11 protein-coding genes are annotated in these 13,280 nt (G+C 61.4%); 8 read left to right on the top strand and 3 right to left on the bottom strand.

Features of this window, described 5'->3' with window-relative positions; all coding sequences use genetic code 11:
* Positions 1-147 precede the first annotated feature (147 nt).
* The 4 genes from folM (at position 148) to ACJ8PN_RS16370 (ending at position 4,506) form a co-directional block, all read left to right on the top strand.
* Entirely contained in the window at positions 148-870 is a 723-nt protein-coding gene (gene folM, locus ACJ8PN_RS16385; RefSeq protein ID WP_016927586.1) for a dihydromonapterin reductase, read from the top strand.
* A gap of 75 nt (positions 871-945) precedes the next feature.
* On the top strand, positions 946-1,671 hold the full coding sequence (gene rstA / locus ACJ8PN_RS16380; RefSeq protein ID WP_004938307.1) for a two-component system response regulator RstA: 726 nt from the start codon (positions 946-948) through the stop codon (positions 1,669-1,671).
* A complete protein-coding gene (gene rstB / locus ACJ8PN_RS16375; RefSeq protein WP_031299665.1) occupies positions 1,668-2,972 on the top strand; it encodes a two-component system sensor histidine kinase RstB in 1,305 nt (434 codons plus the stop codon). Before rstA ends, rstB begins: the two co-directional genes overlap by 4 nt.
* Before the next feature lie 34 nt (positions 2,973-3,006).
* Positions 3,007-4,506, top strand: coding sequence for a carboxypeptidase M32 (locus ACJ8PN_RS16370; protein ID WP_015377988.1), 1,500 nt, complete (start codon positions 3,007-3,009; stop codon positions 4,504-4,506).
* A 167-nt stretch (positions 4,507-4,673) separates the two neighbouring features.
* Here the strand turns inward: ACJ8PN_RS16370 and ACJ8PN_RS16365 are convergent, their stop codons facing one another.
* The gene (locus ACJ8PN_RS16365; protein ID WP_351108652.1) at positions 4,674-5,579 is read right to left on the bottom strand and encodes an alpha/beta fold hydrolase; all 906 of its coding nucleotides are present in this window, start codon (positions 5,577-5,579) and stop codon (positions 4,674-4,676) included.
* A gap of 184 nt (positions 5,580-5,763) precedes the next feature.
* Between ACJ8PN_RS16365 and asr the strand changes: the two genes are divergently transcribed.
* The 3 genes from asr (at position 5,764) to ACJ8PN_RS16350 (ending at position 7,146) form a co-directional block, all read left to right on the top strand.
* Positions 5,764-6,039 (top strand): acid resistance repetitive basic protein Asr, encoded by a 276-nt coding sequence (gene asr, locus ACJ8PN_RS16360; RefSeq protein WP_004930450.1) that lies wholly within the window; start codon positions 5,764-5,766, stop codon positions 6,037-6,039.
* Positions 6,040-6,074: 35 nt separating this feature from the next.
* Entirely contained in the window at positions 6,075-6,206 is a 132-nt protein-coding gene (locus ACJ8PN_RS16355; protein ID WP_016927581.1) for a hypothetical protein, read from the top strand.
* Between the two features lie 127 nt (positions 6,207-6,333).
* Positions 6,334-7,146 carry a trypsin-like serine peptidase gene (locus tag ACJ8PN_RS16350; protein ID WP_131164734.1) on the top strand — a complete coding sequence of 271 codons (813 nt, stop codon included), beginning with the start codon at positions 6,334-6,336 and terminating at the stop codon, positions 7,144-7,146.
* A gap of 18 nt (positions 7,147-7,164) precedes the next feature.
* Here ACJ8PN_RS16350 and ACJ8PN_RS16345 read toward each other — a convergent pair whose 3' ends face one another.
* Positions 7,165-7,962 carry an AraC family transcriptional regulator gene (locus tag ACJ8PN_RS16345; protein WP_171454103.1) on the bottom strand — a complete coding sequence of 266 codons (798 nt, stop codon included), beginning with the start codon at positions 7,960-7,962 and terminating at the stop codon, positions 7,165-7,167.
* A 100-nt stretch (positions 7,963-8,062) separates the two neighbouring features.
* On the opposite strand from ACJ8PN_RS16345, the gene ACJ8PN_RS16340 reads away from it, so the two are divergent.
* Positions 8,063-9,220: an MFS transporter gene (locus tag ACJ8PN_RS16340; RefSeq protein WP_442535076.1), complete on the top strand. Its 1,158-nt coding sequence runs from the start codon at positions 8,063-8,065 to the stop codon at positions 9,218-9,220.
* Here the strand turns inward: ACJ8PN_RS16340 and hrpA are convergent.
* Positions 9,198-13,085, bottom strand: coding sequence for an ATP-dependent RNA helicase HrpA (hrpA, locus tag ACJ8PN_RS16335; protein WP_437188828.1), 3,888 nt, complete (start codon positions 13,083-13,085; stop codon positions 9,198-9,200). The two genes, ACJ8PN_RS16340 and hrpA, sit on opposite strands and share 23 nt — an antisense overlap.
* Positions 13,086-13,280 lie beyond the last annotated feature (195 nt).

Genomic DNA, 13,280 nt, shown 5'->3' with positions numbered 1-13,280 from the left:
CTTTCAAGCCGCCGCCGGGCGGCAACCTGAAACGCATTGGGGATCTTACATCCAGAAATGGATAATCATGCGAAGCTTTAACGACTTTCCGCCGTATGATGGCATAATTCCCCTATTGTTTGCCAGTCTGTCCAGGAGCTTTAATCAATGGAACACCCCAACTCTGCCCCGGTGCTGATAACCGGCGGCGCGCGGCGCATCGGGCTGGCGCTCGCCAGAGCGTTTCTCCAGCGCGGCGTTCCCGTCATCATCGCCTATCGCAGCGAATATCCGGCGATGACCGAGTTGAAAGCCTTGGGCGCCAGTTGTATTCAAGGCGATTTTTCCACGCACGAAGGTATCTACCGTTTCGCCGACCAGGTGCGGCAGGTGGCGCCCAAATTGCGCGCGGTGATCCACAACGCCAGCGCCTGGCAGGCCGAGTCGGCGGAAGTGCCGCCGGAGCAAGTGATGGCGGCGATGCTGCAAATTCACGTCTATACGCCCTATTTGCTCAACCAACTGCTCGAATCTTGCCTGACCGGCCAGGGCCAGGCAGGCGCTGACATTATCCATCTGACCGACTACGTGGTGGAAAAAGGCAGCGACAAACATATCGCCTACGCCGCCAGCAAGGCCGCGCTGGACAATATGACCCGATCGTTCGCCCGCAAGCTGGCGCCGGAGGTGAAGGTCAACGCCATCGCGCCGGCGCTGATCATCTTCAATCCGGGCGACGATGAAGCCTACCGCCAACAAGCGCTGGCGAAATCGCTGATGAAGGTCGCGCCGGGCGAGAGCGAAGTGGTCAATCTGGTGAACTACCTGCTAGAGAGCCGTTACGTGACCGGCCGCACCCACGGCGTCGACGGCGGGCGGCCGCTACGCTGAGGCAAAGATCCGCATGGCGCATCGCTGTAGGCCGCGCTATGCTGAAATCCGCTTTTCTTATTAAAACACGGGCATATGCATAAAATTGTTTTTGTGGAAGACGATCCTGAAGTCGGCAAGCTGATCGCCGCCTATCTGGGCAAACACGACATCGAGGTGCTGATCGAACCGCGCGGCGACAGCGCGCAGGCGCGCATTGAGCGCGAGCAACCCGATTTGGTGCTGCTGGACATCATGCTGCCCGGCAAAGACGGCATGACGCTGTGCCGCGATCTGCGCCCTACCTTCCCCGGCCCGATCGTGCTGCTCACCTCGCTCGACAGCGACATGAACCATATTCTGTCGCTGGAGATGGGCGCCAACGACTATATACTGAAAACCACGCCGCCGGCGGTGTTGCTGGCCCGCCTGCGTTTGCACCTGCGCCAACACAGCCAGCAGCCGAAAGAAGAGTCGGTTCAGCCGCTCACCCAGCACAACGCGCTGCATTTCGGGCTGTTGTGCATCGATCCGGTCAACCGGCAGGTCACGCTGGGCGAAGAAACGATCACCCTGTCCACCTCGGATTTCGATTTGTTGTGGGAATTGGCGACCCACGCCGGGCAGATTATGGATCGTGAGGCGTTGCTGCAAAACCTGCGCGGCGTAAGCTATGACGGCATGGATCGCAGCATCGACGTGGCGATCTCCCGCCTGCGCCGCAAGCTGTACGATAACGCGCTGGAACCGTTCCGCATCAAGACCGTGCGCAATAAAGGCTATCTGTTCGCCCCTAACGCCTGGGCATCGGTGCAACAATGAGAAAACTTTTCGTCCAGTTCTTCCTGTTGCTGTTCGTCTGTTTTCTGGTGATGGCGATGCTGGTTGGCCTTGTGTACAAGGTAACCGCCGAGCGCGCCGGCCGCCAGTCGATGGACGATCTGATGAAAAGTTCGCTGTACCTGATGCGCAGCGAGCTGCGCGAAATCCCGTTGAAGGACTGGAACAAGACCATCGCCACGCTGGATCTCAATCTGTCGTTCAAACTGCATATCGAACCGCTCGGCAAACAGGCGCTGAGCGAGGATCTGAAAAAACGGCTGCGGCTGGGGGAAATCATCGCCCTCGACGATCAGTACACCTTTATGCAGCGCATTCCGCGCAGCCACTACGTGTTAGTGGTCGGCCCCATTCCTTATCTGTTCTACCTGCACCAAATGCGCCTGCTGGATCTGGTATTGCTGGTGTTTATCGGCATGTCGCTGGCGCTGCCGGTGTTTCTGTGGATGCGGCCGCATTGGCAAGACCTGCTCAAATTGGAAAACGCCGCCCAGCGACTCGGTGCCGGGCATCTTGATGAGCGCACCCACTTCGATCCCACCTCCAGCCTGAGCCGGCTCGGCGTGGCGTTCAACCAGATGGCCGACAGTGTCAACACCCTGATCGCCAGCAAGAAACAGCTGATCGACGGCATCGCGCACGAGCTGCGAACGCCGCTGGTGCGCCTGCGTTACCGGCTCGAAATGAGCGATAATTTGTCTGAAAGCGAGCAGCAGGCGCTGAACCGCGATATCGGCCAGCTGGAGTCGCTGATCGACGAGCTGCTGACCTATGCCCGTTTGGACCGTCCGCAGGTTGCGTTAAACATTGAACCCATCGATCTGCCAAAATGGCTTGAGGACAAGGTCGATGATATCCGTCTTATTCATCAGGAACGTGACATCCAGCTCGATATCCCACACGTCGGCGACTTCGGCGGCGTCGATCTGCGCCTGATGGAGCGCGTGCTCGACAACCTGGTCAACAACGCGCTGCGCTATTCCGAACAGCGTCTGCGCGTCGGCCTGTGGTTTGACGGCGACCTCGCCTGCTTGCAGGTCGAGGATGACGGGCCGGGTATTCCGCCGGAAGAGCGTGAACGGGTGTTTGAACCTTTCGTCCGTCTCGACCCCAGCCGCGATCGCGCTACCGGCGGCTGCGGGTTGGGACTGGCCATCGTCCATTCCATCGCCGTCGCCTACCAGGGGCAGGTGTTCGTCGAAGGCAGTTCGCTCGGCGGCGCCAGTTTCCGTTTCTGCTGGCCGGTAAAGCCGACATTCAGTTTAAAAGCCGATCTGGCATAATGCCGCCAGACCTTCTCATTGGAGCCGAATAATAATGACATCTGCACATTCCAACACGTCTGCTTACGATCACCTGCGCGCCCTGTTCAGCCGGTTGTCGCGTTTCGGCCACCTGTCCGCCATCGCCGGTTGGGACATGCAAACCATGATGCCACCGGGCGGCAGCAAGGCGCGCTCCGAAGCGCTGGCCGAGCTGAGCGTACTGCAGCACCAGATTTTAACGGCACAAAGCACCGGCGCGCTGTTGGATCGCGCGCAGCAAGAGACGCTGGACGAACTTGACCGCGCCAACCTGCGCGAGATGCGCCGCCAATATGAAGACGCCGTGCTGCTGCCGGCGTCGCTGGTAGAGGCCAAGTCGCTCGCGGGTGCGCGCTGCGAACACGCCTGGCGCGCCCAGCGCCCGGCCAACGATTGGGATGGCTTCGCCGACAACCTGCGCGAGGTGGTCAAGCTCAGCCGGGAAGAGGCGCAGATCCGCGCGCAGGCGGCAGGCACAAGCCGTTATGATGCCCTGCTCAACCTGTATGAGCCAGGCATGCGCAGCAGCGATCTCGACCGCATCTTCGGCGATCTGAAAACCTGGCTGCCGGATCTGCTGCAGCGCGTGGTGGCCAAACAAGCTAATGAGCCCTGCCAGGCGCCACAAGGCCCGTTTAATGTGGACACCCAGCGTCAGCTGAGCCTGAGCGTGATGAAACTGCTCGGTTTCAACTTCGACAATGGCCGCGTCGACGTCAGCGCCCACCCGTTCTGCGGCGGCGTGCCGGAAGATGTACGCATCACCACGCGTTACAACGAGAAAGAGTTTCTGACCGCGCTGCTCGGCATCGTGCACGAGACCGGCCACGCCCGCTACGAGCAAAACCTGCCGCGCGATCTGCTTGGCCAGCCGGTCGCCCTGGCCCGTTCTACCGCTATCCACGAATCGCAGAGCCTGCTGTTCGAAATGCAGCTGGCGCGCGGCAATGAATTCCTGAAAATCTTGCGTCCGCTGGTTACCGCGCAGTTTGGCGAACAGCCGGCGCTGGAAGAGACCAACTTCATTCGCCTCAACCAGCGCGTTAAACCGGGCCTGATCCGCGTCGACGCCGACGAAGTGAGCTATCCCGCTCACGTCATCCTGCGCTACGAAATTGAAAAAGCGCTGATCGAAGGCGACATTGAAGTGGAAGACATTCCGGCGCTGTGGAATGAGAAGATGAGTGCTTACCTCGGCCTCGACACCATCGGCAACTACCGCAACGGCTGCATGCAGGATATTCACTGGACCGACGGTGCCTTCGGCTACTTCCCGACTTACACCCTCGGCGCGATGTACGCCGCGCAGCTGTTCCACAGCGTGCGTCAGGCCCTGCCTTCGCTGAACGAAGATATCGCCGCCGGCAACCTGCAGCCGCTGTTCCACTGGTTGCAGCACAACATCTGGCGCCACGGCAGCCGTTTCCCGACCGAGACGCTGATCGCCAACGCAACCGGCGAAGCGCTCAACCCACGCTACTTCCGCCAGCATTTGGAAAACCGCTACCTGTAATCTCCCCTGGCGCGGCCCTGCCGCGCCATTTTCCCGCCTGCTAGACCGGATAATGCTTCATAACGCACGTTCTTTGCCGACATCGCCTTGGCTACAGAGTGGCGGGTGGCCACCCACCATTGGTATGTTGTAACTAAAATAGCAAAAAACGCCGGCATTCCGGCCTCTCATCCCAGTGCATGACGGGCGATCATCGCCGCCAGCTGCGGCCTCAACGGCGCAGGCAGGTCATGCCCCATGCCCGGCATAATCTGCAATCTGGCGTTGGCGACGGCCCGAGCGATCGCCACCCCGCCGGCCTTGCGCACCAGCCGATCGCGATCGCCGTGAATGACCAGCGTCGGCGCGGCTATGCGCCGGCTGTAGCGACGCAGATCGCCGCTGCCGAGCAACGCGGAAAGTTGCCGCTGCACGCCTTCGGGATCCACGCCCCGCTTCAACAACCGATTCACCAATGCATCCAGCTCCGCCTCCTCCGGCGGATAAAACCGGGTACCGAGCGCGCGCAGGAAGACCTTCATTCCCTCGTGGCGCTGCTGCAGCGTCAAATCGGCCGCCGGCCGGCGCACCAACAGCCACAGCAGCGAAGGCGCCGGCGGTGGCAACAGCGGCTGATTGGTACTGGAGAACAAGATGCATAACGAGGCGACGCGCTGCGGGTATTCGGCGGCCAGCACCTGGGCGATCATCCCCCCCATCGAAGCGCCCAGTACGTGAGCCTGCGGGATGCGTAAATGATCGAGCAGATGCGCCGCGTCCGTCGCCATGTCCGCCAGGGTATAAGGCACCGGCGTTTGCCAACCGAGCTGGGCGCGCAGCATCAGCAGCCACAACGGCTGCGTGCGTTGCGCCTGCGTTTTGCCGGAAAGGCCGACGTCGCGGTTGTCATAACGGATCACCCGAAACCCCTGAGCCACCAGGGCGCGGCAGAAGTCGTCAGGCCACAGCAACAGCTGCGCGCCGATGCCCATGATGAGCAGCAGTGGCGGATGCGCCTCATCGCCCCAGTCCTCATAGGCCAGCGGCACCTCGCCCTGTTCGGTCACGCCACAACGAATCACTATCTCGTTCATTTTAAATCCCTTTTATCGCGCCTGGCGGTCATTATAGCAGCAATCCCCTCGTCGCCGTCGCCCTGTACATTAGGTTACATGCCGAAACCAATCACTCACGGAAAGCCGGGCGCCGTTTGCCTACTATCATTTCAACGGCCCCGCAGTGGGGTTGATACCCAAAAGTCATGTTGAGGATTCTACGATGAAAAAAGTATTAGCTCTGGTTGTTGCCGCTGCAATGGGTCTGTCTTCCGTGGCTTTCGCTGCCGAGGCTGCCACCACCGCACCTGCGGCTACCGCAACCACCGCCACCGCTGCGCCGGCTAAAGCTCAGGTGAAACACCACGGCAAGAAAGCGCCGGTACAGAAAGCGCAGGCGGCCAAGAAGCATCACAAAAAAGCCGTGAAGAAAGCCCCGGCGCAGAAAGCCCAGGCGGCTAAAAAGCACCACAAGAAAACCAGCCACAAAAAAGCGTAATGACGTGAGGGTCCCCTCACCGCTTCAGGCTTGACGTGTACGACACCCGGTTCGCCGGGTGTTTTTTCATCGGGGGGTTCTCATTGATGCTGCGCCGCTACCTGTTCGAGATCGTTCTGACCGCCCTGATCCTTTGCGGACTGATCGCCGTCTTTTTTTACCTGTAGCCTGCCGCGTTGCCGGCGGGAAATTATTGAAAAATCAATTATTGCCCATCCACATGGCTGCTAAATCAGTCTATAGTTAGCATTCAGTGTGTTTATGGATGATCCGTATTTGTCAGGCAAGAGATCTATGCGCATATCCGTTTTACTGTTGCTGTGCTCACTCCCGCTCATCGCTGCTCAGGCGGCACGCGCCGACGGCCCGTCCAAGGCCGAGCAAACGCGTCTGTTTTTCGGCAAAGATGAACGAATCAAGGTCACGGATACCGCCGCCCAGCCGTGGCAAGCCATCGGCCAGGTCGAAACCGCCAGCGGCAATCTGTGTACCGCCACGCTGATCTCCCCGCACCTGGCGCTGACCGCCGGCCACTGCGTGCTGGCGCCGCCCGGGCAACTGGATAAAGCCATCGCTCTGCGCTTTGTGGCAGGCGATAAATCCTGGCAGTATCAAACCGGCAATATCGAGACCCTGGTCGACAGCAAGCTGGGCAAAAAGCTGAAGCCGGACGGCGATGGCTGGATTGTCCCGCCCGCTGCGGCCGCTTATGATTTTGCGCTGATCCGTCTGAAAGACAAAAAGCCGCTGCCGATCGCACCGTTGCCGCTGTGGCAAGGCGACAGCAAGGCGCTGACCCAGGCCCTGAAACAGGCCAAACGGCTGATCACTCAGGCGGGCTACCCGGAGGATCATCTGGATGATCTCTACAGCCACCAAAACTGCAAGGTCACCGGCTGGGCCCAGCAAGGCGTACTGTCGCACCAGTGTGATACCCTGCCCGGCGACAGCGGCTCACCGCTGCTGTTGAAAACCGCCGACGGCTGGCAGCTGATCGCCATCCAAAGCTCGGCGCCGGCGGCGAAAGATCGCTATCGCGCCGATAACCGCGCCCTGGCAGTGCCCGGCATCCGCGACGCGCTGGACGCTCTGGCGGCAGGCAACTAACCCTCTCTCAACGGCGCATTATGCGCCGTTGTGCTTTTTCAGCCCCCCTTGCATATAGCGCCGCGGCGTGGTGCCGGTGAACTGGCGAAAAAAAGCGATAAACGCGCTGTCGCTGGAAAACCCCAACCGCTGTGCCACCGCGCTGACCGACGGCAACGACGCCAGCAGTTCGATCGCGCGCATCAGCCGCCACTGCTGGCACCACTGCTGATAGCTCAGGCCGGTTTCCCGCTGAAACAGCCGCGTCAGCGTTTTGGCGTGCAGATGCAAACGCTGCGCCAACGCCGCCAACGCCGGCAACTCGTCGCTCTCCGGCAGCGTCGCCAGCCAGGCGGCAAGTCGCTTATCCTGCGGCAGCCGCAACTGGGTATTCTCGCGCTGCGCCTCACCCAACTCATTGATCAGCACCGCCAGCAAATCGCGCGCCTGGGGCTGCGCCAACGCATAGTCCAGCGGCCAGTGCGCGATGCGCTCAACGATCGCCGCCAACAGCGGGTTTACCGCCAGCACCGCTGCCTGTGGCGGCATGGCGGCCGTCAGCGCCGGATCGAAATACAGCGAGCGATACGCGACGCGGCCACGCAGCTGCACCCGATGCGCAATGCCGCCCGGTATCCAGACGCTGCGCGTCGGCGGCAGAATCAGCCACTGCTGCGCCAACGTGACCGTCATGCACCCCTGCGGCGCATACAGCAGCTGCGAACGCTGATGCCAATGCAGCCCGGAGTCGTGCTCCACCAGTTCCGCCGCGATGCCGAGAGCCGGTGCCGGCAGCCGATCCGGGTCGAACGGGTGATGCTGTTGAATCAGCGCCATCAGATTGTCCTATACCTGTTGTTTTTTGTCCGGATGATTGTAATCGAACAAAACGCGACTCCCTATACTGACGCCTTAACATTTAGGGAGCCCCTGCATCATGCAACGCTTATCTTTACCGCTGCTCGTCACCGCCATCATGACGCCGCAGATCCTGGAAACGCTGTACAGCCCGGCGCTCACCGCCATCCGCAGCGACTTCGGCATCAGCGCCGCGCAGGCCGGGCAGACGTTATCCATCTATTTCTTCGCCTTCGCCCTCGGCGTCGCCTTTTGGGGAACCTTCTGCGATCGGTTCGGCCGCCGTCCGGCGATGCTGGCCGGTCTGGCGCTCTATCTGGTCGGCGCCGGCCTCGCCCTGCTGAGCGGCAGTTTCACGCTGTTGCTGGCCGCCCGTGCGCTGATCGCCTTCGGCGCCGCGGTCGGCTCAATCGTCACGCAAACCATGCTGCGTGATGTCTATCAAGGCCCGGCGTTGGGGCGCATGTTCGCGCTGGTCGGCATCGCGCTCTCCATCAGCCCGCTGCTGGGAATGCTCGCCGGTGGCGCGCTGGTCGTCTGGGGCGGCAGCGCGGCGATTTTCACCGCGCAGGCGGCCTGGGCGCTGGTGCTGCTGCTGTGGAGTTACGGCATATTGCCGGAAACGCGGCCGCGGCAAACCGCAACGGCCGCCGCGCCGGGCATTGCCCTGGCGACGATATTGCGCGATCGGCACATCTGGTGTTCGGCGCTGCTGGTCGCCAGCTTCAATATTATGGTGTTCAGCTACTTCAGCCTGGCGCCGTTTATGTTCGAAAAGCTGGGATTGAGCAGCCAACAGTTTGGCTACTCGGGTGTGATGCTGGCGCTCGGCAGCCTGGCGGGGGCGCTGTTGAACCGCCACCTGCTGGCGCGCGGCATCAGCGCCAAACGTCAGATCCTGCTGGGCGGTTTGCTGGCGGTGGCCAGCGGCGTGGCATTGTTCTGGTGGCAATACAGCCTGTGGATGCTGCTGCCCTGTGCGCTGGTGATGCTGGCGTTCGGGTTGGCTATCCCGAATGTGCTGAGCCAGGCGCTGAGCCGCTACCGGCAGCAACTCGGCACCGCCGGCGCGTTATTCGGGCTGCTGTACTATCTGTTGATCGGCCTGGGGCTGACGATCGCGGCGCGCGGGCAGGATTTGGCCGCCACGCTGCTGCTGTGCGGCCTGTTGAGCCTGTGGTGCGCCGGCCGCTTGCCGGCCGGTGCGCCCGAGCTTAACCCGAAAGCTGCTCGATAGTTTGCAAAATGCGCTTGTCGGAAATCGGGTAAGGCGTGCCCAGCTGCTGCGCGAACAGGCTGACGCGCAGCTCTTCGATCATCCAGCGCACCGCCTTCACCTCTTCCTCCTGCTGTCGCTTCGGCGGCAGCTTGTTCAACCACTGCTGCCACGCCTGCTGTACCTGCTCCACCCGCAGCATCTGCGCCCGATCCCGGTGCGGATCGATAGCCAGTTTTTCCAACCGCCGCTCGATCGCCTGCAGATAGCGCAGCGTGTCCGGCAGGCGTTTCCATCCGTTGCCGGTGACGAAACCGCAGTAGACCAGGCCGCTGAGCTGGGTCTTGATATCCGACAGCGCCAGCGCCAACGACATGTCCACCCGCCCCTTCAGCCGTTTGTTGATGTTGAAGACCGCCGTCAGGATCTGCTCAACCTGTTTGGCCACCTCGACCACCGTGTCGTTCAGCTCGGCGCGGATCTGCTCCTGCAGGCGCGCAAAGCCTTCCTCTTGCCAGACCGGGCCGCCGTGTTCGGCGATCAGCTTGTCGATGCCACATGAAATGCAGTCGTCGATCAGCTCCAGCACCTTGCCGTACGGGTTGAAATAGAGCCCCAGTTTGGCCTTGTTCGGCAGCTTTTCATGCAGATATTTGATCGGTGAGGGAATATTCAGCAACAGCAGGCGGCGCGTGCCCTGCCACATCGCCTGTTGCTGCTCGATTTCGCTGTCGAACAGGCGGATCGCCACGCTGTCCTTTTCATCTACCAGCGCCGGGTAAGCCTTCATTGAATAGCCGCCGCGCTTCTGCTCGTAAAAGGTAGGCAGTTGACCAAAGCTCCAGACATGCAGGTTGCTCTGCTCCAGCCCATCGTCGGCCACCGCCGACAGCGTCTCCTGCACCTTCTCTTTCAGCTGCAGGCGCAACGCGGCCAGGTCTTTGCCTTCGCGCAGCGTCTGGTTTTTCTCGCCCACCACGCGGAAAGTCATCTTCAGGTGATCGGGTACCTGATCCCACTGCCAATCATCACGTGACACGGTCACGCCAGTCATGCGCCGCAGTTCACGCTCCAGCGCGTCCAGCAGCGGCAATTCCAGCGCCGTTACGCGGCCGAGGAACGCCTCGGCGTAGTTCGGCGCCGGCACGAAGTTGCGACGCACCGGTTTCGGCAGCGACTTGATCAGCGCGATCACCAGCTCACGGCGAATACCGGGGATCTGCCACTCGAAGCCCTGCTCCTCCACCTGATTGAGGATCGGCAGCGGGATGTGCACCGTCACGCCGTCGGCGTCGGTGCCCGGTTCAAACTGGTAGCTCAGCCGCAGCTTGAGATTGCCCTGATGCCAGAAGTTCGGGTAGTCCAGCGCGCTGATCTTGTTGGCGCCATCCTTGATCAACATCTCTTTTTCGAAGTTCAGCAGATCCGGCTGCTGCTTGGCGGCATTCTTCCACCAGCTGTCGAAATGACGGCCGGAAACCACGTCGTTGGGGATGCGGCGATCGTAGAAGCCGAACAGCGTTTCGTCGTCCACCAGAATATCGCGGCGGCGCGATTTATGCTCCAGCTCTTCCACTTCGGCGCGCAGCTTCTGGTTGTCGCGGAAGAAGGCGTGCCGCGTCTGCCAGTCCCCCTCCACCAGCGCATGGCGGATAAACAGCTCACGGCACAGCAATGGATCGATGGCGCCGTAATTGACCTGGCGCGCCGCGACGATCGGCAAACCGAACAGCGTGACCTTTTCGCTGGCCATCACCGCCCCCTGCGACTTCGACCAGTGCGGCTCGCTGTAGCTGTGTTTCACCAGATGCTGAGCCAGCGGCTCGATCCATTCCGGTTCGATGCGCGCGGCGATGCGCCCCCACAGGCGGCTGGTTTCCACCAGTTCGGCCACCATGGTCCACTTCGGCGGCTTCTTGAACAGGCCGGAGCCGGGGAAGATCGAGAAGCGGGCATTGCGCGCGCCGGTGTATTCCTGCTTGTCCGCATCCTTCTGGCCAATGTGCGACAGCAAGCCGGTCAGCAGCGCGGTATGCACGCTGCGGTAGTCGGAAGGCGTGCTGTTGATCGGCAGCCCCAGCTCTTTCACCACCTGGCGCAGCTGGGTATAGATATCCTGCCACTCGCGCACCCGCAGGTAGTTGAGGAAATCGTTGCGGCACAGCCGGCGGAACTGGCTGGAAGAGTTCGCCTTTTGCTGCTCCTGCAGATAATCCCACAGGTTGACGAACGCCAGGAAATCGGAGTCTTTGTCGGCGAAGCGGCGGTGTTTTTCGTCCGAGGCCTGCTGCTTGTCCATCGGGCGCTCACGCGGATCCTGAATCGACAGCGCGGCGGTGATGATCATCACCTCGCGCACGCTGCCGCTCTTCTGCGCTTCCAGCACCATGCGCGCCAGACGCGGGTCGATCGGCAACTGCGCCAGCTGCCGGCCCTGCGGCGTCAGCTGATAGTGGCCATTGTCGGCAGTGGCGATCGCCCCCAGCTCTTCCAGCAGGCGCACGCCATCCTGAATGTTGCGTTTATCCGGCGCTTCGACGAACGGAAACGCGGCGATGTCGCCCAGCCCCAGCGAGGTCATCTGCAGAATGACCGACGCCAGGTTGGTGCGCAGAATTTCCGGATCGGTAAACGCCGGCCGCGACAGGAAGTCCTGTTCGGAATATAGACGGATGCACACCCCTTCCGACACGCGGCCGCAACGCCCTTTACGCTGGTTGGCGGAAGCCTGCGACACCGGCTCGATCGGCAGGCGCTGCACCTTGGTGCGGAAGCTGTAGCGGCTGATGCGCGCGGTGCCCGGATCGATGACATACTTGATGCCCGGTACCGTCAGCGAGGTTTCCGCCACGTTGGTGGCCAGCACGATGCGGCGACCGTGGTGCGACTGGAACACCCGGTTCTGCTCGCTGTTCGACAGGCGCGCATACAGCGGCAGCACTTCGGTGTGCGGCAAATTGAGGCGGTTCAGAGCGTCGGCGGTGTCGCGGATCTCGCGCTCGCCGCTCATGAAGATCAGAATGTCGCCCGGCCCTTCGCGCCCAAGCTCGTCCACCGCATCGAAAATCGCCTGCAGCTGGTCGCGGTCGGTATCGTCGCCGTCGTCGACCACCGGGCGGTAACGCACCTCCACCGGGTAAGTGCGGCCGGAAACCTCGATGATCGGCGCATTGTTGAAATGGCGCGAGAAGCGCTGCGGATCGATGGTCGCCGAGGTGATGATCACCTTGAGATCCGGGCGCTTCGGCAACAGTTCGCGCAGGTAGCCGAGAATAAAGTCGATGTTGAGGCTGCGCTCGTGCGCTTCATCGATGATCAGTGTGTCGTACTGCATCAGCAGGCGATCCTGCTGAATTTCCGCCAGCAAGATGCCGTCGGTCATCAGCTTGACCAGGGTGTTTTCCCCGACCTGATCGTTGAAGCGCACCTTGTAACCGACGCTGCCGCCGAGCGGGGTTTCCAGCTCGTCGGCGATGCGGTTGGCGACGGTGCGCGCCGCCAGGCGGCGCGGCTGGGTGTGGCCGATCAGCCCTTTCACCCCACGCCCCAGCTCCAGACAGATCTTCGGCAACTGGGTGGTTTTCCCCGAACCGGTCTCCCCGGCAACGATCACCACCTGGTGATCGCGGACAGCGTTTAAAATGTCCTGCTTTTTCTGACTGACCGGCAGGCTTTCCGGATAGGTAATGCGCGGGCAAGACGCGGCGCGCGCCAGCACTTTTTGCCGCGCCGCCGCGATGTCGCTTTCCACTTCGGCGGCAACCGCCAGTTGGGCATCGGGATTTTTGATTTTTCGTGCGCCCTGCAGGCGACGACGCAGGCGTTGTTGATCGCGGAGCATCAGCTCGCCCAGTTGGGCCGGCAGTGCCTCGAGCGGAGATTTCACGTTCGGTGTTCCTTGTTTCTTCGCCGCCAAGACCAGGCTTAGCAACGGTTTAATGTTTTTTTAGCGATTTTTTTGCTTTAGCCGCACAGCCTATCACAAACGGCTTTTTCGCCCTACTTCCGCGAGCAAAACCTCGGCATGTCATTCAATAAAATCGAACGAAGATCTCGAAATATTGCGCTATCACTGTTGGTG

This window comes from Serratia sp. CY76391, assembly GCF_052166695.1.
Taxonomy (GTDB): Bacteria; Pseudomonadota; Gammaproteobacteria; order Enterobacterales; family Enterobacteriaceae; genus Serratia; species Serratia nematodiphila.
Note: the sequence above shows the minus strand (reverse complement) of the source record. Positions and strands in the feature narration are given on the sequence as shown.